26 protein-coding genes, 1 tRNA gene and 1 pseudogene are annotated in these 24,432 nt (G+C 58.2%); 19 read left to right on the forward strand and 9 right to left on the reverse strand.

The window, feature by feature from the left end; all coding sequences use genetic code 11:
• Nucleotides 1-214: 214 nt before the first annotated feature.
• The 4 genes from A3722_RS02285 to A3722_RS02300 all read left to right on the forward strand — a co-directional run bounded on the left by A3722_RS02285 (nt 215) and on the right by A3722_RS02300 (nt 3,476).
• On the forward strand, nt 215-1,045 hold the full coding sequence (locus A3722_RS02285; RefSeq protein WP_067631087.1) for a hypothetical protein: 831 nt from the start codon (nt 215-217) through the stop codon (nt 1,043-1,045).
• Nucleotides 928-2,034, forward strand: coding sequence for an endonuclease/exonuclease/phosphatase family protein (locus A3722_RS02290; protein ID WP_082849322.1), 1,107 nt, complete (start codon nt 928-930; stop codon nt 2,032-2,034). The genes A3722_RS02285 and A3722_RS02290 overlap by 118 nt, the downstream gene beginning before the upstream one ends.
• Before the next feature lie 70 nt (nt 2,035-2,104).
• Nucleotides 2,105-3,211 (forward strand): 3-isopropylmalate dehydrogenase, encoded by a 1,107-nt coding sequence (gene leuB / locus A3722_RS02295; protein WP_067631084.1) that lies wholly within the window; start codon nt 2,105-2,107, stop codon nt 3,209-3,211.
• A 188-nt stretch (nt 3,212-3,399) separates the two neighbouring features.
• A tRNA-Pro gene (locus tag A3722_RS02300) sits at nt 3,400-3,476 on the forward strand.
• 52 nt (nt 3,477-3,528) lie between these two features.
• On the opposite strand, the gene A3722_RS02305 is transcribed toward A3722_RS02300, so the two are convergent.
• Both A3722_RS02305 and A3722_RS02310 read right to left on the reverse strand, forming a co-directional pair.
• Entirely contained in the window at nt 3,529-4,287 is a 759-nt protein-coding gene (locus A3722_RS02305; RefSeq protein ID WP_067631081.1) for a MauE/DoxX family redox-associated membrane protein, read from the reverse strand.
• Nucleotides 4,288-4,433: 146 nt separating this feature from the next.
• On the reverse strand, nt 4,434-5,831 hold the full coding sequence (locus A3722_RS02310) for a sensor histidine kinase (RefSeq protein ID WP_067631079.1): 1,398 nt from the start codon (nt 5,829-5,831) through the stop codon (nt 4,434-4,436).
• A gap of 217 nt (nt 5,832-6,048) precedes the next feature.
• Between A3722_RS02310 and queC the strand changes: the two genes are divergently transcribed.
• From queC to A3722_RS02335, 5 genes are all read left to right on the forward strand, one after another.
• A complete protein-coding gene (gene queC / locus A3722_RS02315; RefSeq protein WP_067915890.1) occupies nt 6,049-6,750 on the forward strand; it encodes a 7-cyano-7-deazaguanine synthase QueC in 702 nt (233 codons plus the stop codon).
• Nucleotides 6,750-7,103 (forward strand): 6-carboxytetrahydropterin synthase QueD, encoded by a 354-nt coding sequence (queD, locus tag A3722_RS02320; RefSeq protein WP_067624225.1) that lies wholly within the window; start codon nt 6,750-6,752, stop codon nt 7,101-7,103. Before queC ends, queD begins: the two co-directional genes overlap by 1 nt.
• Nucleotides 7,100-7,807: a 7-carboxy-7-deazaguanine synthase QueE gene (queE, locus tag A3722_RS02325; RefSeq protein ID WP_067624221.1), complete on the forward strand. Its 708-nt coding sequence runs from the start codon at nt 7,100-7,102 to the stop codon at nt 7,805-7,807. The genes queD and queE overlap by 4 nt, the downstream gene beginning before the upstream one ends.
• Before the next feature lie 15 nt (nt 7,808-7,822).
• On the forward strand, nt 7,823-8,287 hold the full coding sequence (queF, locus tag A3722_RS02330; RefSeq protein WP_067624216.1) for a preQ(1) synthase: 465 nt from the start codon (nt 7,823-7,825) through the stop codon (nt 8,285-8,287).
• A gap of 211 nt (nt 8,288-8,498) precedes the next feature.
• The gene (locus A3722_RS02335; protein ID WP_067624211.1) at nt 8,499-9,164 is read left to right on the forward strand and encodes a L,D-transpeptidase; all 666 of its coding nucleotides are present in this window, start codon (nt 8,499-8,501) and stop codon (nt 9,162-9,164) included.
• A 46-nt stretch (nt 9,165-9,210) separates the two neighbouring features.
• On the opposite strand, the gene A3722_RS02340 is transcribed toward A3722_RS02335, so the two are convergent.
• The 6 genes from A3722_RS02340 to A3722_RS25240 form a co-directional block, all read right to left on the reverse strand.
• Nucleotides 9,211-9,483 carry a hypothetical protein gene (locus tag A3722_RS02340; protein WP_067624232.1) on the reverse strand — a complete coding sequence of 91 codons (273 nt, stop codon included), beginning with the start codon at nt 9,481-9,483 and terminating at the stop codon, nt 9,211-9,213.
• 344 nt (nt 9,484-9,827) lie between these two features.
• Complete coding sequence (locus tag A3722_RS02345) at nt 9,828-10,625, reverse strand: ATP-binding protein (protein ID WP_236627326.1); 798 nt, start codon at nt 10,623-10,625, stop codon at nt 9,828-9,830.
• Nucleotides 10,622-10,792, reverse strand: a complete 171-nt coding sequence (locus tag A3722_RS24665; protein ID WP_236627327.1) for a hypothetical protein — start codon at nt 10,790-10,792, stop codon at nt 10,622-10,624. Before A3722_RS24665 ends, A3722_RS02345 begins: the two co-directional genes overlap by 4 nt.
• Entirely contained in the window at nt 10,789-13,002 is a 2,214-nt protein-coding gene (locus A3722_RS02350; protein ID WP_067624209.1) for a transposase, read from the reverse strand. Before A3722_RS02350 ends, A3722_RS24665 begins: the two co-directional genes overlap by 4 nt.
• Nucleotides 13,002-13,733, reverse strand: a complete 732-nt coding sequence (locus A3722_RS02355) for a hypothetical protein (RefSeq protein ID WP_067624203.1) — start codon at nt 13,731-13,733, stop codon at nt 13,002-13,004. The genes A3722_RS02350 and A3722_RS02355 overlap by 1 nt, the downstream gene beginning before the upstream one ends.
• Nucleotides 13,734-14,169: 436 nt before the next feature.
• Nucleotides 14,170-14,742 (reverse strand): transposase, encoded by a 573-nt coding sequence (locus A3722_RS25240; RefSeq protein WP_082849323.1) that lies wholly within the window; start codon nt 14,740-14,742, stop codon nt 14,170-14,172.
• 197 nt (nt 14,743-14,939) lie between these two features.
• Between A3722_RS25240 and A3722_RS25245 the strand changes: the two are divergent.
• From A3722_RS25245 to A3722_RS02400, 9 genes and pseudogenes are all read left to right on the forward strand, one after another.
• A pseudogene (locus A3722_RS25245) lies at nt 14,940-15,347 on the forward strand (TniQ family protein); the annotation flags it as partial.
• 426 nt (nt 15,348-15,773) lie between these two features.
• The gene (locus A3722_RS24670) at nt 15,774-16,772 is read left to right on the forward strand and encodes a hypothetical protein (RefSeq protein WP_236627328.1); all 999 of its coding nucleotides are present in this window, start codon (nt 15,774-15,776) and stop codon (nt 16,770-16,772) included.
• Nucleotides 16,773-17,218: 446 nt separating this feature from the next.
• The gene (locus A3722_RS02370; RefSeq protein ID WP_443068597.1) at nt 17,219-18,166 is read left to right on the forward strand and encodes a MurR/RpiR family transcriptional regulator; all 948 of its coding nucleotides are present in this window, start codon (nt 17,219-17,221) and stop codon (nt 18,164-18,166) included.
• Nucleotides 18,156-18,941 carry an ABC transporter substrate-binding protein gene (locus tag A3722_RS02375; protein WP_067624193.1) on the forward strand — a complete coding sequence of 262 codons (786 nt, stop codon included), beginning with the start codon at nt 18,156-18,158 and terminating at the stop codon, nt 18,939-18,941. Before A3722_RS02370 ends, A3722_RS02375 begins: the two co-directional genes overlap by 11 nt.
• A 30-nt stretch (nt 18,942-18,971) precedes the next feature.
• A complete protein-coding gene (locus A3722_RS02380; RefSeq protein ID WP_067624190.1) occupies nt 18,972-19,679 on the forward strand; it encodes an ABC transporter permease in 708 nt (235 codons plus the stop codon).
• 1 nt (nt 19,680) lies between these two features.
• Nucleotides 19,681-20,415 carry an ABC transporter permease gene (locus A3722_RS02385; protein ID WP_067624187.1) on the forward strand — a complete coding sequence of 245 codons (735 nt, stop codon included), beginning with the start codon at nt 19,681-19,683 and terminating at the stop codon, nt 20,413-20,415.
• Nucleotides 20,412-21,170, forward strand: a complete 759-nt coding sequence (locus A3722_RS02390) for an ABC transporter ATP-binding protein (protein WP_067624184.1) — start codon at nt 20,412-20,414, stop codon at nt 21,168-21,170. The genes A3722_RS02385 and A3722_RS02390 overlap by 4 nt, the downstream gene beginning before the upstream one ends.
• A gap of 31 nt (nt 21,171-21,201) precedes the next feature.
• On the forward strand, nt 21,202-22,350 hold the full coding sequence (menC, locus tag A3722_RS02395) for an o-succinylbenzoate synthase (RefSeq protein ID WP_067624181.1): 1,149 nt from the start codon (nt 21,202-21,204) through the stop codon (nt 22,348-22,350).
• Nucleotides 22,347-23,075 (forward strand): GNAT family N-acetyltransferase, encoded by a 729-nt coding sequence (locus A3722_RS02400; protein WP_067624179.1) that lies wholly within the window; start codon nt 22,347-22,349, stop codon nt 23,073-23,075. Before menC ends, A3722_RS02400 begins: the two co-directional genes overlap by 4 nt.
• Before the next feature lie 225 nt (nt 23,076-23,300).
• Here A3722_RS02400 and A3722_RS02405 read toward each other — a convergent pair whose 3' ends face one another.
• A complete protein-coding gene (locus A3722_RS02405; RefSeq protein WP_067624176.1) occupies nt 23,301-23,504 on the reverse strand; it encodes a hypothetical protein in 204 nt (67 codons plus the stop codon).
• Between the two features lie 141 nt (nt 23,505-23,645).
• On the opposite strand from A3722_RS02405, the gene A3722_RS02410 reads away from it, so the two are divergent.
• Nucleotides 23,646-24,432, forward strand: a 787-nt coding sequence (locus tag A3722_RS02410) for an IS4/Tn5 family transposase DNA-binding protein (RefSeq protein ID WP_150120405.1), incomplete at its 3' end; no start/stop codon positions are given.

Consider the following 24,432-nt stretch of genomic DNA (forward strand, 5'->3'; position numbering starts at 1 on the left):
CCATCAACCTGCCACGAAATTGATGCAAGAACGCACCACCCTTTCCCTCAAAATACCCCAGAACCCTGCTCTTCTCCACACGGAGCCTTGAGGCGCGCGCGGAAAGAAGGCAAAAATTGGACAATAATGAGGCGAGCCCCAGCAACCGGGGCCATCAAGTTGGAACAAGCACGCGGCAATGTATCGCGTCTGGCCAGTTTGGAAGGGCAGAGCAGTGATCGGACGAATGACAGGCGCGGCGACGCGTGGCCTATTGGTGGCGCTATTGATAGCCACACCTGCGCTCCTTTTGCCGGGTGCCGATGCGGAGTCGAGCCAGATCACCGTGCTTCTCGCCTGTATCGCGTCGATTTTGACCTTCATGGAATACAACTCGCGCCAACCGAGCATCGTCGAATTTCGCGATGCGCCACCCTTCAATCGGCTGCGCTTCATCAGCCTGCTGTTCACCATCGTCGTTCTGTCGCTGATCGCACGGGGCCAAGCGGCCCCCACCCTGCTGACAGGCGCACTGACCTCGCTCGGCGTGATCTTGGGCAACGCGCTCGATTTCCCTTATTCTCCGGTGCGGCTGGTCGTGCTGATAATGCCCGCCGATGCCCCCTATGAGGCGGTCAATCTGATCCGCACGGCAGCGGGGCTGGCCTACCTCGTTTCGCTCATCGCATTGGCGACATTCGTGGTGCTGGTGCGGGTCATGGGCTGGCCCGCCCGCCAAGGCGCCTTTAACGTCTGGGTGAATCTGCCGCTCTTTGACCCAACTGCCGGGGGCGACGTGCTTTACCGTCTGCAACGCGATGCACGGATCAACATCGCGCTTGGGTTCTTGTTGCCCTTCATCATCCCCGCAGTGGTCAAAGCCACCGCCGATCTGCTAGATCCGATCTCACTCAGCAATCCGCAAACCATGATCTGGACAATAAGCGCATGGGCATTCCTTCCGGCCAGTATGATCATGCGGGGCATCGCCATGGGGCGCGTGGCCGAGATGATCCACGACAAACGCCGCCGCGCCTACGCCGAAGCGCATATGCAGGCCGCCTGATCCGCCTGCTGCTGGCGTTTTTCCTGCTGACCGGTTTCGCACAGGCCGAACCGCTGCGCATCGCCACCTTCAACACCGAATTGTCACGCAAAGGGCCGGGCATTCTGCTGCGCGACATCCTGCGCGGCGATGACCCAAGCATCGCTTCGGTGGTGCAGACCATCGCCGCCGCCGATCCCGATATCATCGCCCTCCAAGGCATTGACTACGATCTCGAACGCAGCGCCCTTAATGCCCTTGCCGACGCCCTCACCGCCGCAGGCGCGCCCTACCCCCACCGCTTTGCCGCACCCCCCAACGCAGGCCGCCAAAGCGATGTAGATCTGAACGGTGACGGCAAGCTCGGTGGCCCGCGCGACGCCCAGGGCTACGGCCGTTTCTTCGGACAAGGCGCCATGGCGATCCTCTCACGCCATCCCCTTCAGACAGAAGACCTTCAGGACTTCAGCCCCCTCCTCTGGCGCGACCTCCCCGACACGCTCTACCCTATGATCGACGGCACCCCCTTCGGCGGAGCCGAAGCTCATGCCACGCAACGTCTGTCGTCCAACAGCCACTGGTCCCTGCCCGTCCAGCTTCCCGACGGCCCAATCACCCTGCTGACCTACCACGCCACCCCGCCCGTTTTCGACGGCCCCGAAGACCGCAACGGCCGGCGCAACCACGATGAAACAGCCTTCTGGTCTCACCACCTTGCCGGAGTGATCGGCACCCCGCCCCAAGATGCTTTCATTCTCCTCGGCGATGCCAACCTTGATCCCACGCGCGGTGAAGGACGCGGTGACGCCATCGCTAGGCTGCTGTCCCACCCCACCTTGCAAGACCCGCTGCCCGACCAATCTACAGTCGACTGGTCGCAAACCGGCCCGATGCGCGTCGACTACATCCTGCCCTCTCGCGACTGGCAGGTGCTCGACGCTGGCCTGATCTGGCCCAAGGGGGAAGACGCCAGCCGCCATGCGCTGGTCTGGGTCGACCTCACCCGCTGACGCGCCGCTATCTTGACCCTTCGGAACCCGCAGGCTACCCAATCTCCAACCGTATTTTCAGGAGTTTCCCATGGCCAACCCATCCTTGCTCATCCTCCCCGGCGACGGCATCGGCCCCGAGGTTATGGCGCAGGTCACGCGCATCATCGATTGGTTCGGCGAAAAGCGCGATCTGGCCTTCGACGTAGAGCATGATCTGGTCGGCGGTGCCGCCTATGACAAACACGGCACACCCCTGCACGACGACACGATGGCACGCGCCCTCGAAGTCGACGCGGTGCTTCTGGGCGCCGTTGGCGGCCCGAAATACGACGACCTCGACTTCTCGGTCAAACCCGAACGCGGCCTCCTGCGCCTGCGCAAAGAGATGGACCTTTTCTCCAACCTGCGCCCAGCACAATGCTTTGACGCGCTGGCCGATTTCTCCTCGCTGAAAAAAGACATCGTCGCGGGCCTCGACATCATGATCGTCCGCGAACTGACCTCTGGCGTCTACTTCGGCGAACCGCGCGGCATCTTCGAGGAAGGCAACGAGCGCGTCGGCATCAACACGCAGCGCTACACCGAAAGCGAGATTGAGCGCGTCGCCCGCTCCGCCTTTGAACTCGCCCGCCGCCGCGGCAACAAAGTCTGCTCCATGGAAAAAGCCAATGTCATGGAAAGCGGCATCCTCTGGCGTGAAGTCACCCAACGGGTCCGCGATGCCGAATACCCCGATGTCGAACTCAGCCATATGTACGCCGACAACGGCGCCATGCAACTGGTCCGGGCCCCCAAACAATTCGACGTCATCGTCACCGATAACCTCTTCGGCGACATCCTCAGCGACTGCGCCGCCATGCTCACGGGCAGCCTCGGCATGCTGCCCTCCGCCAGCCTGGGCGCGCCCAACGCCGATGGCCGCCCCAAAGCCCTCTACGAGCCCGTCCACGGCTCCGCGCCCGACATCGCAGGCCAAGGCAAAGCCAACCCGATCGCCTGCATCCTCAGCTTCGCCATGGCGCTGCGCTATTCCTTCGAACAAGGCGAAGAAGCCGCGCGCCTGGAAAAAGCCGTCGAACAGGCACTGGCCGACGGCGCCCGCACCCCCGATCTGATGGGCCCCGAAGGCGGCACCCCCATCACGACCGAGGAAATGGGCAACGCGATCCTCAAAGCGCTCGACGCGAGCCTCTAAAGAACCGCGGCGGGGTTCACGCCCCGCCGCTTCCCCCTTCATTCTTTCTCAAATACCCGCGGGGGAGCAGCCAAAGGCTGCGGGGGCAGCGCCCCCAACTGCGCCCGATCTCCCCATCCGCACCGCAAAATCCCTACAACTGACCAATTGCCAATTACGCCACGCTGCGCTATGCGCTGCACATCGGTCGGGCTGTAGCGCAGCCTGGTAGCGCACCTGCTTCGGGAGCAGGGGGTCGGAGGTTCGAATCCTCTCAGCCCGACCAGATATCCCCCTGACACCAGCCTACGCCCAAACCTCGGCGCGCCCCGATCCGCTTAGCCGTAGACCTTGATCAACATCCAAATCCCCATGCCCAGCATCATGACGTTCTCGGTGAGCGAGACGAACCCAAGCGGCACATTACTTGAACCGCCCACACAGGCGCATTTCAACTCGCGTTTGTCGACATAGACCGCCTTGATCACCGACACCGCGCCGATCGCGCCTATGACAATCGCGACGGGGGCCGACAGCCATGTCAGCGCACCGGCTGTCATCAGGATACCGGCCAGCGCCTCGCCAAAGGGGTAGACCTTGCCATAGGGCACCCAACGCTGCGCCAGCAGGTCGTAGTTCAGGAACATCGTCGAAAAGCTCTCGATGTCCTGCAACTTCTGTACGGCGAGGAAACACATCGAGATCGAGATGAACCATTCGAACGCCCGCAGGGTGAAGATGCTGTCGAAGGCGTACCAAGAAAGGCCCAGTGCCATCAGGAAGGCCACGCCGAAAATGGCGATGACGGGCTGATAGCTGGTGTCCGACTGTTCTTCCTTGGGCTTGTCCAGACCGAAATGCACACGCAGATCGTCGAAGCCGCCTATCCGCTCACCATCGATAAAGGTCTGTGGCGTGGTTTCCACACCTTCTTTTGCCATGAAGGCGTCGGTCTCTTCGCGCGTCGTCAGGTGGTGATCTTCGACGTGATAGCCCTGCCGCTCCAGCAGGTCTTTAGACTTCAACCCAAAGGGACAGAGGTGCTGCTCCATCACCATGCGGTAAAGCTTTGCGGTCTTGTCCTGTCCTTCGGCCATCCTAGCCTCCTATTGTTTTTCCAAACGACGTGTCTGGGGAAGGAACAAGTTTCCAGCGCAGGAGAGTTCCGCAAAAGCGCTACTTTGCGCCACCGGGAACGGCCCTTGCGGGCATACATCCCCCGAGGCGTAAGGTTTCGTGACCTTCAGGTCACCTTGCCAAGATGCGCGGCGGGGATCGTCACGGTCCAGGTCAGTGCGTCTTCACTGGTCACCGTATCCGCCGAGCCATCGACCATGGCGGGGGCCAATACGGAAAGCACCTTGCTGCCAAAGCCGGACGCTTTTTTGGCGGAGGGATCAAATGTGATGCCGGTCTCGACCCACTGGAAGCGCAGACCGCCCTGTTCGGTGTGCGACCAATGGCACCGGATATCGCCGCCCCCGCCACTCATCACACCGTATTTGGTAGAATTCGTCGCCAGTTCGTGCAGCGCCATGCCGATCAGCTGCAATGCCTGCGGCCCCAAAGCGACGGTGGGGCCTGCCACATCCACCCCCTTGCCTTGCAGATGCAAAAAGGGGTCCAATTGCGCCCGGACCAGTTGTGCAAGGTCCACGGAGGACCATCCACCATCGACCAGCAAATCGGTTGAGCGGGCCAGCGCCTGAATACGGTCCCCGAAGGATTTGTTGAACTCCGCCAGAGAAGCCGCCGAACTCGCCGTCTGTCGCTGCATCGCCGTCACCAAAGACAGCATGTTCTTGGCGCGGTGGATGACCTCCCGCGAGACAAGATCGCGCACCTCTTCGGCTTTGCGCGTCGCGGTCACATCGTGGTGGATGTTCGAGATCGAAACGATATCCCCCGACAGCGTCCGGATGGGCGTGCAGGCGATTGTGACATGCCGCTCGGTGCCGTCCTTGGCGACCCGCACCGCATCGAACTGGCGCAGCTTACCCGCCATAATCTGATCGCGATATTCAAGCACCCGTGTCGGCCAATCCGGCGGATACAAAAGCTCGACCGACCGGCCCAATGCCTCCTCTTCGGTATAGCCATAAAGCCGCTCGGCGGCGGGGTTCCAGCTGATGATACGGCCATCCATATCATAGGTCAGGATCGCTTCGCCCGTGGTGGCGACGAGGGCGGCAAAGGTTTCAGCACGCACATGGGCACGCTCGATATCGTCATGGGCCATGCGGCGCGTGGTGACATTGCGGTGCTGCAAAAGCAGACAGGGCGCGCCTTGGATTGTCATGCGGTTGGCGTTCAGCTGAAACCAGCGCCGCACGCCCGGCCCATCACAGGGGTATTCCCCCTCAAAGGCGGCACCGGTTCTCAATGCCTGTCGCAGCCCGTCCAGAACGGTTTCCGCCTGCACCACGGAATCCATCACCGCCGCTTTGCAGATGTCAAAGTAATTGGCCCCGACATAATGCGACCCGGCGTCCCCGCCGTTCTCTTCGCAAAAGATCTTCCACGCCATATTTACCGCGACAATCTCGCCGGTGGCGTCAAGGATGACCACTTCGTCGGTCATCGCCTCGATCAATTCATAATGGCTGGCGTCAAGCGTGACGCTTTGGCTGCTTTTCAACATATCCTCACCTTAGCGCGGATTCGGACTTGGCTAAAGTTAACTTAGGTTTAATCGTTAAGGCCAAATCCCTTATTTTAACGGGCTCCGACCGCGCCCCTCCTGCCCTATGCCTGCGACCCGGCGCCGCTGCCCGGAAGGCTTGCAATCTGTGAAAATTCTGAAATAAGCCCCGCCATCCGGTCGCAGCCTACCCGGACATCAAAACAAGGGCCCCAGAATGAAAACACTTGTCATCTGCTCAGGCGGACTCGATTCCGTGTCGCTTGCGCATATCATCGCCGCTGAGCATCACCTCACCCGGCTTGTCTCTTTTGACTATGGTCAACGCCACCGCAAGGAGGTCGACTTCGCCGAAGCCGCCGCCAAGCGGCTGGGCGTGCCGTTCCACCTGATTGACATGCGCGGGATTGGTGCTGCGCTGTCAGGCTCCGCACTGACCGATGATATCGACGTGCCCGATGGGCATTACGCCGAAGACACGATGAAGATCACCGTCGTGCCAAACCGCAATGCGATCATGCTGTCGATCGGCTTTGGCATCGCAGCAGCACAGGGCGATGAGGCCGTGGCGACCGCCGTGCATGGTGGCGACCACTTCATCTATCCCGACTGCCGCCCCGGTTTCACCCGCGCCTTCGACGCAATGCAGCAGGCCGCACTCGACGGCTATGCCGATGTGCGCCTGCACACGCCTTTCGTCGAGCAAAGCAAGGCCGAGATCGTCCGCCAAGGCGCGCGCCATGCCACGCCTTTCGCCGAGACGTGGTCTTGCTACAAAGGCGGCGCGGTCCATTGCGGGCGCTGCGGCACCTGTGTCGAGCGGCGCGAAGCCTTTCATTTGGCCGAGGTCACCGACCCGACGGTCTATGCCGACCCGGACTATTGGACCACGGCACTCGCCACACGAGGGGAAGGCTGATGTTCCGTATTCGCAAGGAATTCCACTTCTCCGCCAGCCACCAGTTGACCCACCTGCCCGACGACCACCAATGCGCGCGGCTGCATGGGCACAACTATATCATCGTGGTCGAACTGGCCGCCGAGACGCTCAATGCCGACGGTTTCGTGCGCGATTATCACGACCTGAAGCCGCTGAAGACCTATATCGACGATCACTTTGACCACCGGCATCTGAACGATGTTCTCGACGGCCCCTCCACGGCCGAGAATATGGCAAAGCACTTCCACGATTGGTGCGCAGCGCGTTGGCCGGAAACCTGCGCGGTGCTGGTCAGCGAGACCCCCAAGACATGGGCGGAATACCGACCATGAGCCTGCGCATAGCCGAGATTTTCGGCCCCACCATTCAGGGCGAAGGCGCGCTGATCGGGGAGCCGACGGTATTCGTTCGCGCGGGCGGCTGTGACTATCGGTGTAGCTGGTGCGACAGTCTGCACGCCGTCGACAGCCAATACCGCCATAGCTGGGCCCCCATGTCGACCGAGGATATCTGGCGCCGGATCCGCAAACTCTCCAAGGATCAACCGCTGACCGTCTCCCTTTCCGGTGGCAACCCGGCAATTCAGGATTTCGGTCCGCTGATCCGGATGGGGCAGGCCGCGGGATACCGTTTCGCCTGCGAGACCCAAGGCTCCATCGCGCGCCCGTGGTTTGCCGATCTTGATACGCTGGTGCTCTCTCCCAAACCGCCCTCAAGCGGTGAGACTGTCGATTGGGATGCCTTCGACGCCTGCCGGGCCTTCGGCGCTCAGGCGCGCCAACAGGTGATGAAGATCGTGATCTTCGATGAGATCGACTACCACTGGGCCCGCGAAGTGCATGCGCATCATCCCGATATCCCGCTCTACCTCCAGCCCGGCAATCCCGAGGTCGACCCCGCCACGCCCGTTGACCCGCAGGCGCTGGCCGACCGTCTGGGTTGGCTGACCGACCTTGCCATGACCGATCACTGGTTCGCCCCCCGCATCCTGCCGCAGCTTCATGTCCTGATCTGGGGCAACAAGCGCGGCGTCTGACCGATGGAGACACCTATGTCCGAAGACATCTACAGCAATCTCAAACAACTCGGCGGTGAGACCCGCATTCCCGCCAGCCCCGAAGAGGCCGAGTTGGAGCGGGTGCCGAACCCGCAGGCCGATGTGGCCTATAACGTCCGTTTCACCGCGCCCGAGTTCACCTCGCTCTGTCCGATGACCGGCCAGCCGGACTTTGCCCACCTGGTGATCGACTATGTGCCCGGCCCGTGGCTGGTGGAATCCAAATCGCTCAAACTCTTCCTGACCTCGTTCCGCAATCACGGCGCTTTCCATGAGGATTGCACGGTCTCCATCGCGCGCCGCTTGGCCGATTTCCTTGATCCGCAATGGCTGCGGATCGGCGGCTATTGGTATCCGCGCGGCGGCATTCCCATCGATGTGTTCTGGCAGACCGGCCCCCTGCCCGAAGGCGTCTGGATCCCCGATCAGGGCGTGCCGCCCTACCGGGGCCGTGGCTGAGCGGGCACCGCCAACCCCACCCTCACCCCCAGTGCCTTCGGGGCGCGCGCCCCCCTGCGCGCCCCTGTTTTCGTGAAAACCGTGTGTTTTAGATCACATTCTCTTTAACAACGGCCTTCTTCCTTGAACCTCCGGCGGGGAAAGGCCGTTAGTCTTTCATACACGCATACGACCCTGCCCTGCGCAGAGAGGTCAACCACGGAGCGACCACATGCTGACAAGACGTCATTTCATCCAGACCACCACAGCGCTTTTTTCCGGCGCGATTGCCACTCCTTTGATGGCACGCACCCGCCCCAGCGAAGCGGAGAAAGCCGCATGGGACGCGCGGATCACCCCGACAGGGTTTGACCCGGCGACCAGCAACCCTTGGGGCGTCCACCCGCGTTTCCTGCCTCAGCGGGTTGTAGCGAACGACAATCTGCGCGTCGGTGATGTCCACGTTGATGCCGTGGCGCGCTATGTCTACCATATCGAAGAAGGCGGCACCGCGATGCGCTATGGCGTGGCGATTGCGCGCGGCAACCTTTATGAGCCGGGCACCTATACGATCAAGCGCAAGGTGGAATGGCCGCATTGGACCCCCACTCAAAACATGATCAAGCGCGATCCCGAGCTTTACGCGGGCCTCGAAGACGGCGTGCCCCCCGGCCCTGAGAACCCCCTCGGTTCGCGGGCGCTTTATCTATTCGAAGGCAACCGTGACACCTATCTGCGCATCCACGGCACACCCGAGCCGCGCAGCATTGGTGGGCGGGCCAGCTCTGGCTGTGTGCGGATGATTATGGCGCATATTAACCAACTCTACCCGAATGTGCGGACCGGCTCGACGGCCTATCTCTATTCGGCAGAAGAAAGCGTCGTCGCGCGCAGCTAAGCCGCGACGCAGGACGGGGACCGCGAACAGGCGGTCCCCGCTCTCATTAGGCTTGGCGTTTGGTGCAGATCGGATTGCCGCCCACCGCCCGCAGCGGTACCATCGCCGTCTCAACCGGACCGCTGTGCTGATACCAATAGCAGCCATCTTCGGGCAGCAAACGCGCCGTGGACAGGTCTTGGTTCGGCGCGGCAAGGCGCACCACCGACTCTGGCAGATTGCCCACCCGTGCCGACCCGCCCTGTGGCGCGGTCGCGGGCACCGTACATCCGGCAACAGCCAGCAAGGCCGCCCCGATCACAAAAGTTCCTGTTTTCATCAAAGCCTCTGCCATTCCTGATTATATCCCGCGCAATCTGACAGACCGGTTGGGGATTTCAAGCAACAACGGGGTGAATGGGGCAGATGTTGGCATTGCCAACGAAAGTGGATGTTTGCGCAAAGTGAAAAAATTCCGAAAGGCCTGATGCCATATATAAACGATATATCAATAGATTACGCCGCCATAAAAACGAATCAAAAAGACATAGTCTGCGCAAGGAACCGATAGTCTGCGCAAACTTTTTTGGATTTTTTCGATGGTCGCTGGGCTGTCCTATCGCACGACAAAGCCCGCCTCAGAGAGGCGGGCTTTGAAGCCTTAATCATCAGATCAAAACGAAGCTAGTCGGCAAGGGCCTTCTTGAAGGGATGATCTTTCCGGTACAGCGTCTTGTAACCACTGTGGGTGAACGGAGTTGCCACCCTTGAGACCTCGGTTTTTCCTACCCACCAATCCGTAAAATGATCCCGCATCAGGGTGTTCGCTACGGTGACCGCCGCTTCCCCGACCGCACCTTCTGTTACCTCTATTAAGAGCCCCCATCGATAAGCCGAAGCTGCGACCAAGCGGTCGAAAAAGTCCTGCGACATTAGGTCAGGGTCAACGTTCATTTCCGCCCTAAGTGCGTAGCTGCCCACGATTTCATGAATTGTCCGGTAGTCGTCCGGGATATTGATATCGTTGAAACGAATGCGGTGAAGCATCCGATGGAGCTGAGGCTCCATCTCGATGTAGTCGTTCAGGTCAGGAACACCTGAAAAGATCAGCATCAAGGGCCAGTCATGTGATTTCATCAAAGTCTTGAAGGAGTCGAGAACCGCGAACCGGTCTGCATCACTCTTCTCGCGAAAGATATGTTGCGCTTCGTCAAAATGAATGCCGATGATACCGGCGAGCTTGGCCTCCCGAACGACAATGTCCCAGATTTCACTCTGCGTCAGCCTCGCCTTAGTGCTCAGCGGATAGCCAATGGCCTTGGCGGTCGCCTTGCCGAGATCCTTCCAGGTCCCGATCCCTTTCAGAACGCACTCTGCAAAACGCGCCCGCGATCCATCGGGAAGCACGATCTTGTCCGCGTTGAACTGGCAGATCAGCGCACCGATTTCAGTGGTCTTACCAGTGCCGGAAGGTCCGGTCACGAGAAGCCCTTCAGTTTCGAAGCGCCCCCACCGATCAAATGCCCCAAATGAGCGCTGAAGACCCGGGCGAAGTCAGCCTTCAGTTTTGCAGCACGTACCAAGGGATATACCTTGCTGGCCGTATTGGCGGCAGCATCCCGATACGCCTCGACGATGAACTTGCTCATACCTTACTCTCCGTGATGGGACTGAACATGGGCTTAGTGTTGGCCTCCAACTCCTCGAAGTCCTTGGACACCGGCGGCGCTTCTGCCTCCGTGGAAGAAGTTTCAGGCGGTGGATCCGTCGGTTCCTCTGCCGGGGCTGGCACAGCGTGGCACGGACCCGAATGACCAGAGCGTTCCATGATGTTTCCTGGTCCTGATGTCTCCATCGACCGGGACAAGGGCGCCAGTTCCACATGGGCCATTTCGGCTGCATCTTGGCGGATCTTGTCGATTGTGGCGTAAGAGGACGGCAAATTGGAATCTGGGAAAAACCCAGACTCACGGACCCTGCGCTGACGCGCTTCAGCAAGATGCTCTCTAAGCAGAGAGCGCAATTCTGGGTTCGCCTCAATCGCGGAGCGCTTCACAGCCATAACTTCGTCCAATGTCAAATCTGCGAAGATTGTCATCGACAAATTAGCGATAATCTTTTCTTTCTCTCCCTGAGGCAGGACGGTGACATGACGAAGGTCATCCGGATTTAGCAATACCGTACATTTCTTGCTTGCGCCCCCCGCGAACGATTGCAGGGCCGAGGAGTTGTAAGGGATGCAAAAGATCTTGATACCTTCGGATGTTGTAGATGCTTGTCCTTCCACGCCCAGATGTAAACGCAACTGTTCTGGATCGGGCGGTTCGATACCGTTGGTCCGAGCGGAAACCTCTTCGAACTTCTGCCAAGGGGTTGCACCGAACATGCCGGTCCCATTGTGCGGTGTGTAAGGATACTCATTGATAAAATACCGGGTGATGATCCCCATCAGGGCGTCAGGCGTGATCTCCGCATTCTTTTTGCCGTCATAACCGTTCAATTCGCCCGGCCTACTACCGGTATAGCCGGGCAAGAAGTTCAGGACCTTCCACTGTAGCGTCCCAAACATCCGTTCCACATAGGCATTGTCAGTGGAATTGTATGCCCGGCCGGTCATGACCGCAGTGCCAAGCCCGAGCTGGCTCGCGTAAATATTCGCGTTACGCGTGGCCGTGCCGTTGTCAGACTTTACCAGCGCCAAGCTTACCGGCGGTGCTGGCTCCCGGTTACAACCATAACGGACCTTTTCGCGGAATTTATCCCGCAATGCCATGCGGAGAAGTTTTTCCTGATGGTCCCCATCAGCCGATTCAGCAAGGAGCCAAGCCAGAGGCATTCTCGTGGCCAAATCTAGCATGAAGAACAACCAGAGCCGTCTAATTTCCCCTTCCTCAAGTGGGTCCTGCGCTTTCGTACGATCGATCCTTTTGACCCTAACGTTGCCCTTCGCGTCGGTGAAGATTGACAAGAGGTATTGATCAGTTGGACAGGTCTCGCCGTATTTCAGAGCGCGAACGTCCGTTGTTCCTGCGCCAAACTTGTTCTGCGCGTGACGTTTTCCGTTGCGTCCCACTTCTTTCGTCGCAGGGGATTCCTGGCTCAGCCGTGTGCGGATCGTAGTGATCGACGGAAATTTGAAGCCCCACAAAATGTCATGTTCCGAAAGCTTGAACTCGTCTGTCGCACCCTCATAAAGCCGCGCAAGCTTCGGCTGCTCTTTTTTGAAGTAGAGGTTCATGACATAATCGACAAAACGCTCGTGCATGGGGCACAGACGTTCCCTTTTATCTTCTGGCGGGCCTTTCCGGTGATGCCTGCGCATCAAGACAACCGGCTCGCGCCAGAACCTGATAAAAGTGTTGCGCATTTCTTGAAGTACGCGGCCTGTGGGTAAGGAGTGCGGGCGCTTTGCACTCCCGATGTATGCGCCGTGAAGAAGATGCGGGTTATTGGTTAGCGTTTTTGCCATGTCACGAAGGCGCTGCCGAACATCTCGCCGGCTAAGATACCGTTGGGTAAGTTTCTTACCCTCAGCTTCCAAGGCTTCCATAGCGTGTACGAGCCCTAGGCGCGCATGCACATCGCGCTGCTCATCCTCAGTAAGCTGCGAAACCTTCTCAAAACCGCCTGTATAGGCGCGAAGCGCTTTGCGGCGCTCGGCCATCACTGGCGTAATGACCTTGCCGTCTCCAACAGTCAGGGCATCATTGATCCGCTGAAACGGCAAAACCATACATTCACCGTCCTCGAAACCCTCCACGGCATATCCGTCGGCCTCTTTGCCGACCACACGCCAGCGCCGCCGCTCCAGCACCAATTCGGAGCCTTGTGGGATCCTGTATTTTACGGCAGCAGACATTAGGCGAGCCAGATCCGGGAGTATTCGCAGATAACAGCATGCAGATTCGCCTTGATTACCCCTTGCCCAACATGCCGAAGAACTGCGTTGAACGCACGCGCCGAGGTTACTTCGCACTGGGCAAAAAGTTCGCGCATCAGCCAATACCCACCCCTGCGAGCACGGTCGAGGACATGTGCGTCGGCTTCTTGATCAACGATCTCAGTCGCCCTGTAGATACGAAGAAGATTGTCCCGGTAGGCGCGCGTGTAGCGATCGCCATTTACGACCCTTTTGTCGTCCGCAAAGCAGGCCGGAGTGGCTTCGAAAATCGCCTTGATCTCTTCCTTGGTCTTCTCTCCTGCGAGGCTGTCACTATAGCGGACATACACTGCACGCCTAAAGCCGTCCCTGAAAGTAATGCGCAGATCGAAGCTATGCTCTCTTAGCTTGCCTTTACGGATGCGATAGTTGACTGGCGGAAGCTGCACCTCAAGACCATAGAGATCGGGCGAAAGGAGCGCTTCGATCCCGACCGCCATTTCGCGCTGACCGTCAAAGTGGTAAACTTTGCGCTGTCCTTTCGTGGCGGGCGTTGCGAACGTCATGGACACGCGGGAAGCCGAGCTGCTGCGGGTCAGCGGATTGCGATAACCATCGTAGGCCCAGATACCGTGGATCCGATTCACTTTCAGTGCGGGCATTTTTTTCTGCTCGCCTGTCGATGTGTCCCATTCGAGAGGATACGGCATGACTTCTCCGTTCTCATTCGCTCATGCGAGTGAGGTTTTAAGTTAAGATTTACGGGGTTTGATCGCAGTCGCCTGAACTTTTTGAAGTTCTTCCTAGGCAAAATTACGCGGCCAACAGCCCAATTCTAGCGGTGCAATTTCCGGTGCGCATGATCGCGCGGGAACAGACTTTCATTTGTTTTCCAACCGCAGGCTGCGGTTAGGCAGGAACCGTTCATGCCTAAGCGATTCGAGGCAAATATTATTTTATTACAACACATTAGCTTTCTTTCATTCCTTCGAAAATCGCAAGCCAGAATGCCATATCCCCGTCTGTCATGGCCGTCATCTTCATCACTCGGCCCAGCTTTCCCTGCGCCTTATGAAGGTGAATTAGGATTTGATTTTCATGAATGAAAGCTCGCGACAGCGTTAAGCTGTGGACGGAGTATCTACTTTACTCAATTCCAAGCTCTCGCCAGCGGCGCCGCTGCATCTCGCGTTCCAAAAGTAGCAGGTGAGTATCAGTCCCAAACACCATATCTTGGGGTAGGCGTGGAAAATTAACGCAGATGCAGCGCCCAAGCAGGCCGCCATGAAACTTCGCCAAGTCCGCGGATAATTTAGACCGAAGTTTTATGGCAGTCGCATAGGCCATGCCATGCTTGTCTTGGAGCATACGCAAAGTGGGCATGTCGTTGCGTTGCCGATATTGGATAATCTCTTCGGCGAGCCCGAAATAGAATTTCAGGCCCCGATGGCTCCCGTGCAGGTCGGTCCCTGATTTCAGGCTGAACTGCTTCTTACATTTTCGGCAGACCTGGAGTTTTCGCAGATCCAAAAAATTTACATTTTGGTGGAAGCACCTTGGGCACACCGGTCCATCTGGCCACCGGACCTGATACAACCGAGCTTCGCAAGCCGCCTCAGTCGGAAAGGTGGTGTCGAGACCGACCGAAGGCAGTCCTAGATACAGTGAAACCCAGTGTATCCGTTCTAATGTGTAGCTTTCGAATAAGCCAGAAGTCATGGGTGAGCGATATCACAGCCGACAGGCGCAACTGAATACGCTAAATAGAGCGCAACCGTTGACCTGCCTCTGCCTGCCGACTCGCCTGATGCCAAACGTAGAAATTTCAGACCCAGGCGCTTAGTGTAAGAGGTTGACCAACTGAGGACGCTAGACTTAGCAAGCACAGCCAAAGGATACGTACGCTGCCTACTTCGATCGTTGCAAAACCTAAGCCTCAACCTCGTGAAGGAATTGTATCGTTCGTGTCGCGCACAGCGGGCATGCGGGGCATATCGCTTTCTGGCTTCTGCAATGAATTGGGTTTGTCTCTCAAAAAACTGATCAAGTTCGATGATCGTCAGACAAAAGCTATCGCCAAGATCTTTGACCTCCCAGGTCAGGAGATACAAGAAATGTTGTCTTGGACGCCGCAGCCCACAGCCGGTGTTCAGGTCTGTTTTAGGGGGGAGGAGTTCGTATCTCGCGCCCTCATCAATCCTGTAGTCAGAGGTTGTCCGGCCTGTCTTAGGGAAGATCTAAAATCTTGCCCCGCAGCGCCTCAGAGTCAAATGGTCATGCGGGGAGACTGGCAGGTGCGGTACGTGGAAGTTTGCCTGCGCCATAGCCAGCCTCTTGTTCCGCTCTGGAAAATCGCATCGCCATTGGCACGATATGATTTCGCCACACACCTTCATAGTATTGCGGATGACGTCATATCAGGAGGTTTGGACCGGCCACGCCATCAAATCTCAAGCTATGACCAGTGGCTGGATGACCGGCTTTCTTCTGGCGCAGACCCGACATGGCTCGCTACGCAGCCTACCGATACGGCTGCTCGGTTCTGCCAACTGCTAGGTGGCGAAATGGTAAGGGCCAAATCGGGTGGAACAGATGATGGCCGACCTGCGAGGGCTTTGGGATTCGATTGTGCGCGCGCCGGTCCGGATGGACTGTCCCAAATTCTACTAGAGCTAGCGAGCACAGCGGAAGGACCGCAGTTCAGTCCAAAAAGGGCTTTCGGCCGACTTTACCGTTGGCTGGCACACGACATGGCAAACGATACAAGGTGTGATCCATATCGCGATATCCTGCGTGAGGTCATATTCCAAACTTGGGCCGTACCGGCAGACGAACCCATTCTGGGAAAGTCTCTATCGGCGCCAAGGCTTTACTCTGTCCTTACTGCGGCAGATGAGCTTGGCAGGTCCGCGAAAACTACGCGACGAATGCTAGAGCATTTCGGCATTGTGGATCCCGAGGATAATCGACCTGACGCCCGCCTAACCTTCGATGCAAAGCTTGCGCAGCCGGCTTTTGCTCGAGCAAGGCGTCTCGTCGTGGCGAAGAGTATGAGGCAACAACTCGGTGTCTCTGTGGGTCAGTTCGAGATCCTTGTAGATAAGAAAGTTCTCGAACCGGCAGTGCCTCAATCGGTTTCGAAACTGCAATGGGATATTGCTGACGCCGACGCTCTGCTCGGCGATCTGACTAAAGATGCCGTCACCGTAAAAGGTACTGACGCGGACTGGCTGCCTTTGGGTGTTGCCGCCGCACGTGCGCGCGTGGATATTGCCCACGCCATCGATGCGGCACGAGAAGGAGTGATCAAAGTCGCACTGAAAGATGGCCTCGTTGGATATGCTGCCATTTGCGTACGGCAAAGCGATATAAACAAATTGCAAGAAAAGCCGCCGGAACTCAGAAACTTGGGTGCATTTGCAAAAGAGATAGGGCTACATAACAGCGGCGCGCTGACCGCTCTTTTCAATGCAGGTCACATCAAGGCAACTAAGCTCTTTAATCCGCTAACCCGCCGCCATGGGCTATACGTGACCGATGCCGATATTTCGGCATTCCACGCGAAGTTCACGACGCCTAAACTGCTGTCGATCCGCGAGAAGATGGATAGCCGGTTGATCGCACGCAAGCTTAGAAACGCTGGGATTTCGCGCTTTGCGCCAGGTGGTAGAAATTTCGGCCCCGTCTATCTTGCAGATGATGTCAAGAAAGCCTGTTCCGTTGACACATCGCGAGAGAGATCTGATTAACGCTTTGAAGCGACTGACCTCTGAGCGTTAGATGCCCCCCGGAACTGCATAGCCCTGTCGCCCAGACCAATGGGGCGAAATCCGCGAAGTGCCGCGTTTAGATATGCCTACTCGCAAAGCCATCGTGCCGACCGGATAGCGAAGCGATCACCAACCCGCACTCCATGTCGAAAGGTGCCTTAGGGCTGCAAACGGCTCTTAGCATGTGTAGTTGGGCTGTTATGCAAATCGCAGAGGATGTTTGATCCCTATTACTGCAAGGGGCTTAGCTGTTCCAAATACGGCGCGAGCGCTTTTCCCCGCCCCTCAGCCGATCCATACGACTAAGCCTTCACCACCACCCTCAATCAAGTGTTAAGCCACGCAAACTCGCCCCGAAACACAGCATCGATGAGCGGAATATATCATCGTTGACAGTTTGAAAGATTACTTTCATTCTCGGTGTAATGAGAATTTCGGAGGCCCCGTTGCAAACCTCAATCAGAGCTCAGCTAGGAGGTGTCTTTGAAGAAGGGACCAAAGCAGACCGCCTTTTGGCCCGCTACATGCTGGATTCTTGGGCAGGCTTGCCTTTTGAGACCGCCGCCAGCATCGCACGGTCGGTAAAGGTGAGCGAAGCCACCGTCGGGCGGTTCTGCCGTTCAATCGGCTATGATAGCTTTCGCGACCTGAAGGATCACCTCAAGCACGATATGGGCGATGACCCTTGGTTGATGTCTGAACGGCTTCAAGAAATGCGTAAGGGTGGCAATGTAGACAGCGCTCAGCTCAATCACGGCCTGCAGCTCGAGATCGCGGCACTCGTCGGCATCTATGAAATGGCCAGCAGCCCCGAATGGCAGCAAGAAGCAGAGCGATTGGCGCAGACTGCACATGTTTTCGTTGCCGGTTTTCAGACGGAACGTGGTCTTGCCCAGTATTTCGCCAACCAAATGCAATATGTCCGCGACGGCGTCACGTTGCTTGACCTCGCGGCTGGGAACTTCGCCGAGGTCTTGTTGACCGACCGCCCTGCCCATCTCGTGATTTTTGAGGCGCGGCGCTATTCAGTCTTGTCCAAAAGCCTCGCTGAAGAGGCCCGCGCGGCGGGGGTGACGGTTACACTTATTACAGATGTCTTTTGTGACTGGGGCCATGAGGCGGCGGGTCAGGTGTTCGCGGTGCCCACGCAGTTCAACCAATTCTGGGATTCGACAGCCCAGATGGCGAGCCTGTCCAACCTGCTGATCCACAGCGTTTTTCTACAGCTTGGTTCCGAGGTGGAGGGCAGGCTCAACCGGATTGCCCATCTCTATGGTCGCTTTACCGGCCATGTCGACCACCCTGCGCGACAGGGTGCCAAACGGAAAAATGACACAGAAAAACCCAACAGGAGTGAACACGATGACACCTAAACTCAAACTGGCCACGGCGCTTTCGACGCTGGCCGTTGCCGCCAGCTTTTCTACCGGCGCTTTTGCCGAGACATTGCGCTTGGGGACTGAAGGCGCTTACCCCCCGTTCAACTACATCGAAGCGGACGGCAAGATCGCCGGTTTCGATGTCGAGATCGGTCAGGAGCTTTGCAAGCGGATCGGCGAAGAATGCGAAGTCGTCGCACAGGATTGGGATGGAATCATTCCGGGGCTGCTGGCGAATAAATACGATTTCATCATTGCGTCGATGTTCATCACCGAAGAGCGCAAGAAGCAGGTGGATTTCACCGATCCCTATTATCTGGCCGCGATGACAAATGTCGTGCCCAAGGGCTCTGACATCACCGAATTCACCAATGAAGCCCTCGCCGACAAAGTTATTGGCGCGCAGTCTGGCACAACGCAGGCCGACTATATCGAAGCGACCTACCCGGATGCGGATGTGCGGCTGTATCCAACGCAGGATGAGGTCAACCTCGACATGGCCAGTGGCCGGATCGACATGCAGGTCGGTGACATGCTGCCGATGCTGGACTGGACCAAAAAGACCGAAGACGGCGCCTGCTGCGAGTTGGCTGGCGATCCGATCACCGATCCGGCCTTTGTCGGTGAAGGCGTGGGTATCGCGCTGCGTCAGGAAGACGACGAGTTGCGTGAAAAGCTTAACGCCGCTCTGGCCGAAATGCGCGCTGATGGCACCTACAAAACCATCAACGACAAGTATTTCGACATCGACGTCTACACGATGAAATGATGACAGCGTCCCCCCAGTTGGAAATCCTGCATGTTTGAGTTGCTCTCTTACGGCGATGCCGGCTGGGGGGATGAGATCCTCGCGGGTTTGGCGATCACGATGCAGCTTGCCATCGTGACGCTGCCCATCGGTCTGCTGATCGGCTTTGTCGCGGCATTTGCCTCCATGTCGCGCCATACGGGGCTGCGGGCGATCGGTTTCGGCTACACCACGATCATGCGCGGCCTGCCTGAGATCCTAACGCTCTTTGTGGTTTACAACGGCGTCGGGCTTTTGCTGAACAAACTGGCCGTCTGGTGGAAGCCGGGCGGCACGAATATTGAGTTCAGCCCCTTTGCTGCCGGGGTGACGGCGCTTGCAATGGTCTTTGGCGCCTTCGCGGGCGAAGTGCTGCGCGGCGCCTTCCAATCGCTCGACGAAGGGCAGATGGAAGCGGGCCGGGCAATCGGCATGTCACCGCGCAAAATCTTCTTTCGCATCCGTCTGCCACAGGTCTGGCGCTTTGCGCTGCCCGGTCTTGGAAACCTATGGATCAACATGCTGAAAGACACGGCGCTGGTGTCGATCATCGCGCTGGACGACCTGATGCGCATGACCAAAGTCGCCGTTGGCGTGACCAAGCAGCCCTTCACTTTCTACCTGCTGGCCTGCCTGATCTACTGGGTGCTCTGCGTCCTTTCGGAAGTAGTCTTGGCCCATATGGAACGCCGCGCCAATCGCGGCATTCGGAGGGTCTGAGATGAACCCGTTTGACATCATGGTGGAATATTGGCCGCGCCTGCTTGATGGCACTTTGATGACCCTCAAGCTGACCTTTCTGGGCGCCTTCATTGCGGCCCTCTTCTCCCCCGGCCTTGCCCTGATCCGCGCCAATACGGGGCCCGTCGCGCAGGCTCCCCTACGGCTCTATATCTCCTTCATGCGCGGCACGCCGATCTTGGGGCAATTGTTCTTGATCTACTACGGCTCCGGCCAGTTCCGCCCATTCTTGCAGGAATGGGGCCTCTGGGGGTTTTTCCGTGATCCGTTCAATTGCGCGCTCTTGGCCTTTGCACTGAACTCTACAGCCTATCAGACAGAGATCCTGCGCGGCGGCATCATGGGCGTGGCACGCGGAGAGATTGAGGCCGCCAAGGCTATCGGCATGACCAGCCTGCAAATCCTGCGCCGGGTGACTTTCCCTCATGCATACCGCATTGCATGGCCGGCGCTTGGCAATGAAATCATCCTGCTCATGAAGGCCAGCGCACTGGCCAGCGTTGTCACCGTCTTCGACATCATGGGCCGCACGCGGCAGATCTTCTCGCGCAGTTTCGACTTCTCGATCTATCTCTGGGCCGCGCTGATTTACCTCTGCATCACCGCGATCTTTGTGCTGCTCTGGCGACAGGGTGAGACACGCCTCAGCCGCCACATCGGTCCGCGCAACACGGGCCGCTCTATACTCTCTCCCCCGGAAGGACCAAAGCCATGAGCGAGGCCGACATTATCCTGAAAGCCGAAGATATCAGCAAATCCTTCGGCGCTGTGGAGGTGCTCAAGGGCATCTCGCTCGAAGCGCGGGAGGGCGATGTGATCTCGATCCTCGGCTCATCCGGCTCCGGCAAAAGCACCTTTCTGCGCTGTCTAAATTTCCTCGAGACCCCGACTACTGGCACGGTCATCGTGCATGGGGAAGAAATTCAGGTGCGCGATGGCAAGCCCCTGAACGCCCGTCATATCGAAACGGTGCGCAGCCGCTTGGGCATGGTGTTTCAACAGTTCAACCTGTGGAGCCACCGCACCGCCTTGGACAACGTGATGGAAGGCCCGGTGCAAGTGAAGGGCACGCCCAAAGCGATCGCCCGCACCGCTGCCCAGGCACTCTTGGAACGGGTCGGACTACAGGACCGGATGGACATGTATCCTTCCCAGCTGTCCGGTGGCCAGCAGCAGCGCGTGGCCATTGCGCGGGCGCTGGCGATGGAGCCGGATGCGATCTTGTTCGATGAGCCGACCAGCGCGCTTGACCCCGAATTGGTGGGCGAGGTGCTAAAGGTCATGCAGTCGCTCGCCGCCGAGGGGCGCACGATGATCGTCGTCACCCATGAGATGGCATTCGCCCGCGATGTCTCCTCCGACGTGGTGTTCTTGCACGAGGGCCGCATCGCCGAACGCGGCACCCCTGAGCAGATGTTCACCAATCCGCAAACCGAAGTCTTTCAGCGTTTCATCGCGAATGTGAAGTAACGCCCTGCCCTTATTGATCCAGCGAGTTTCCATGTCACAGCACAATACAAACCCCGCATTTGCCGGCGGCGGCATCCTGATCGAAGCGGCTGAGCTGCATATCGTCAGCCTGCCGCTGATCACCCCCTTCGTGATCTCCAACCAAACATTGACCGACAAGACCTTCCCACTGCTGGTGCTCAAAGGCGAGGGGATCGAGGGCATCGCCGAAGCGGTGATGGACCAAATCCCCGACTATCTTGAAGAAACGATCCCTGCCGCCATGGCCTTTCTGCAAGATGTCCTGCTGCCACGGATCGTCGGCAAACGCTTCGCCTCGCCCTATGAGTTGGAGCCGATCCTTGCCCCTTGGCGCGGCAATCGGATGGCCAAAGCTGTGGTGGAGATGGCTTTTTGGGATCTCTGGGCAAAGAGCCTCGGCATTCCGCTCAAAGCGGCACTCGGCGGGGTGCGCGGTGCGGTGGATGTGGGCGTGAGCATTGGCATCGGCAGCGTTGAGCTCACCCTCGAACGGATCGCTGAGGCGCAGGCAGCGGGCTATAAACGCACCAAATTGAAGATCGCCAAGGGTCATGACGTGGCCCTGCTCGACGCGGTGCGCGCGCGCTACCCCGACATCAAGCTGACGGTCGACGCCAATACCGATTACGGGCTCGAAGACCTAGCCTTGCTGCGGCGGTTTGACGAATTTGACCTCGACTATATCGAACAGCCGCTGGCCTTCGACGATATCCACGACCATGCGCAGGTGCAGGCGGCGCTGAAAACGGCGATCTGCCTTGATGAGAGCATCCGCAACGCTGGAGATGCCCGCAAGGCGCTTGAGATGCGGGCGGCGCGGGTCATCAATATCAAGGTTGGCCGCGTTGGCGGCTTTGCCGCTGCCCGTGCAATCCATGACGTCAGCGCCGCCTTCGGTGTGCCGGTCTGGTGTGGCGGGATGCTGGAGGCCGGGATTGGCCGGGCGCATAATATCCACCTCGCCACCCTCGCCAATTTCACTAAGCCGGGGGATACCTCCAGCGCCAGCCGCTATTTCAAACGCGACATCGTGAATGAGCCGCTTGAGGCCGCCAACGGCGAAATGCCGGTGCCAAACAATGGCGCGGGGATCGGGGTAACCCTAGACCGGGACTACATGAAATCCGTCACCAGCCATAGTGAGATGATCCGCCCATGACTGCCGTGAATACCGAGGTTGAACTGCGTGAACTCGACGGCGTGGTGGAACTCAAACACGCTGAGGATTTCCAGCGCAGCGTTTGGGGCGCCGATGATCCAGCGGACAATTCCGATCTCATGCTTGCGATCCAGCACGAAGGCGGATTGGTCGCCGGTGCCTTTGCCGAAGGGCGGATGCTCGGGTTTCTCTTTGGGTTTCCCACCAAGGATCCGCAGGTTCAGCATTCACACCGCCTCGCCGTCCACCCCGACAGCCGGGGGATGGGGCTGGGCGCACGGCTGAAATGGTATCAACGCGATTGGTGTCTGGCGCGCGGGATTACTTCCGTCCGTTGGACCTTCGACCCTCTGCGCCGCATCAATGCTAATCTCAACATCGCGCGACTTGGTGCTACGGCCAAAGTCTACCTGCCAGATTACTACGGAAAAATGGAGGGCATTAATGCTGGTGTGGCCTCAGACCGTATCGTGGCGGAGTGGGCACTGGACAATAAGCGGGTGGCACACGGAGCTGAAGGCCCACGCTCGGAAATGAGAATGCATTGCTACCCACTGCACATCGCAATCCCAAAGGATCTGGATGCCTTGCTTGCGGTTGATCTTAACCGCGCGATTGCCGAAAGGCAGCGCGTTCGCGACGAGATGACCACCGCATTTGCCGCAGGCTACCGAGTTACCGGGTTCGATACAGTCAGCAGCACATATGGGCTTTCCAAGCCGTAAGCTTCCCCACAGAATTGCCAACCATTAACGCGCGGCGACTGCAGTCCACCGCATCGACCAGCTGACGCTGAAAGGCTGGTCGTTCAACTCATTTCAGAGTGTCTTCCAGCCCCACGAGATCGGCAGCAGTGTTGTCGAGTACATAGATCACGAGATCGGTCCATGCTTTGAGCCGTGAAACATCGCGCCGGACGGCGCCTGGTTAACACTATTGCCAATACGGTTTCACACCACGCTTTGCTGGCCAAACCAGGAAAGTGTTAAGCTGCCTTTCCCGTTCCCAGAAACACCTGTAGCGATTGGCCCACTGAGGTCCTTAATGCCCATTGCTGCGGATGACGGCTTTAACTCACGGATGGTGGCCTTCGCGCGCTTGCCGAACTCTATATAAAGCTTAACCGCGCCCAGTCGTTCTTCGTAGCTGCACATGGACTATCTGTAAGCGTTGCCTGGACCTTGCAGTTACCCATAAGTTTGGTGCGACGAATTGATTCACCCATCAGTCTTGCTCTTGCCCGCGCAGCCCCGAGCATGATTCGTCATGTGGCACCGAATGAATGAGGTGCAGATATGGGACAGAATTGGGTGGGGACGGAAACTGCCAGATGTGATCTGGGAGATGTTCGATTGAACCGGCGGCTTGAAGCAATGCTCGCGACCCTTGGAGGTCGTCCGGGAAAATCGCTGCCCACGGCGTTCCAAGACTGGTCGAACACCAAGGCGGCATACCGTTTCTTTTCAAATGAGAATGTCAGCGAAGACAAGATTCTTGAGGGTCATTTCGCCGCCACTGGCTTGCGCTTCGAGGCCACCAACGGTCCTATCCTGATCTTACAGGACACCACGGAATTCACCTTCAAACGGTCCGCTCCGGAGAAGGTCGGGTTTACGAAGATATCCACTGGACGTAAAATGAAAGAGGGCCGATTTCAAAAACATGCCGTTTGTGGCCTCCTGATGCATGCCAGCATGGCCATTACGCCGGATGGACTGCCGCTCGGTCTGACAGCAGCGAAATTCTGGTCGCGGAGCAAGTTCAAGGGGACCGCCGCTCTTAAACGCAAGATCAACCCGACCCGTGTGCCTATTGAAGAGAAGGAAAGCATGCGTTGGCTCGACAATTTGCGCCTGTCCACCGAATTAACTGGGGCACCTGAGCGCTGTGTGCATATCGGTGATCGGGAAAGCGACATCTATGAACTCTACTGCCTGGCCGAAGAGCTCGGGACGGGGTTCCTCGTGCGTAGCTGCGTCGACCGTTTGGCGGAGAATGGCGGAACGACCATTGCCAAAGTGATGGCTGAAGTGCAATCCAGTGGCACGCATGAGGTCCGGTTCCGCGACGCGCAGGGCAAAG

This window comes from Sulfitobacter sp. HI0027 (genome assembly GCF_001634775.1).
Taxonomy (GTDB): domain Bacteria; phylum Pseudomonadota; class Alphaproteobacteria; order Rhodobacterales; family Rhodobacteraceae; genus Sulfitobacter.

Coding starts and splice junctions, on each gene's coding strand:
- A3722_RS02375 (WP_067624193.1), top strand. CDS start 18,156: ATGACACCTAAACTCAAACTGGCCACGGCGCTTTCGACGCTGGCCGTT.
- queE (WP_067624221.1), top strand. CDS start 7,100: ATGAGCCTGCGCATAGCCGAGATTTTCGGCCCCACCATTCAGGGCGAA.
- menC (WP_067624181.1), top strand. CDS start 21,202: ATGTCACAGCACAATACAAACCCCGCATTTGCCGGCGGCGGCATCCTG.
- A3722_RS02385 (WP_067624187.1), top strand. CDS start 19,681: ATGAACCCGTTTGACATCATGGTGGAATATTGGCCGCGCCTGCTTGAT.
- A3722_RS02340 (WP_067624232.1), bottom strand. CDS start 9,483: ATGAAAACAGGAACTTTTGTGATCGGGGCGGCCTTGCTGGCTGTTGCC.
- A3722_RS02405 (WP_067624176.1), bottom strand. CDS start 23,504: ATGTGCAGCTACGAAGAACGACTGGGCGCGGTTAAGCTTTATATAGAG.
- A3722_RS02305 (WP_067631081.1), bottom strand. CDS start 4,287: ATGGCCGAAGGACAGGACAAGACCGCAAAGCTTTACCGCATGGTGATG.
- queC (WP_067915890.1), top strand. CDS start 6,049: ATGAAAACACTTGTCATCTGCTCAGGCGGACTCGATTCCGTGTCGCTT.
- A3722_RS02370 (WP_443068597.1), top strand. CDS start 17,219: ATGAGAATTTCGGAGGCCCCGTTGCAAACCTCAATCAGAGCTCAGCTA.
- A3722_RS02380 (WP_067624190.1), top strand. CDS start 18,972: ATGTTTGAGTTGCTCTCTTACGGCGATGCCGGCTGGGGGGATGAGATC.
- queD (WP_067624225.1), top strand. CDS start 6,750: ATGTTCCGTATTCGCAAGGAATTCCACTTCTCCGCCAGCCACCAGTTG.
- A3722_RS02310 (WP_067631079.1), bottom strand. CDS start 5,831: ATGTTGAAAAGCAGCCAAAGCGTCACGCTTGACGCCAGCCATTATGAA.
- A3722_RS02355 (WP_067624203.1), bottom strand. CDS start 13,733: ATGCCGTATCCTCTCGAATGGGACACATCGACAGGCGAGCAGAAAAAA.
- A3722_RS02350 (WP_067624209.1), bottom strand. CDS start 13,002: ATGTCTGCTGCCGTAAAATACAGGATCCCACAAGGCTCCGAATTGGTG.
- A3722_RS02290 (WP_082849322.1), top strand. CDS start 928: ATGGGCATTCCTTCCGGCCAGTATGATCATGCGGGGCATCGCCATGGG.
- A3722_RS02400 (WP_067624179.1), top strand. CDS start 22,347: ATGACTGCCGTGAATACCGAGGTTGAACTGCGTGAACTCGACGGCGTG.
- queF (WP_067624216.1), top strand. CDS start 7,823: ATGTCCGAAGACATCTACAGCAATCTCAAACAACTCGGCGGTGAGACC.
- A3722_RS02390 (WP_067624184.1), top strand. CDS start 20,412: ATGAGCGAGGCCGACATTATCCTGAAAGCCGAAGATATCAGCAAATCC.
- leuB (WP_067631084.1), top strand. CDS start 2,105: ATGGCCAACCCATCCTTGCTCATCCTCCCCGGCGACGGCATCGGCCCC.
- A3722_RS25240 (WP_082849323.1), bottom strand. CDS start 14,742: ATGACTTCTGGCTTATTCGAAAGCTACACATTAGAACGGATACACTGG.
- A3722_RS24665 (WP_236627327.1), bottom strand. CDS start 10,792: ATGAGCAAGTTCATCGTCGAGGCGTATCGGGATGCTGCCGCCAATACG.
- A3722_RS24670 (WP_236627328.1), top strand. CDS start 15,774: ATGGCAAACGATACAAGGTGTGATCCATATCGCGATATCCTGCGTGAG.
- A3722_RS02335 (WP_067624211.1), top strand. CDS start 8,499: ATGCTGACAAGACGTCATTTCATCCAGACCACCACAGCGCTTTTTTCC.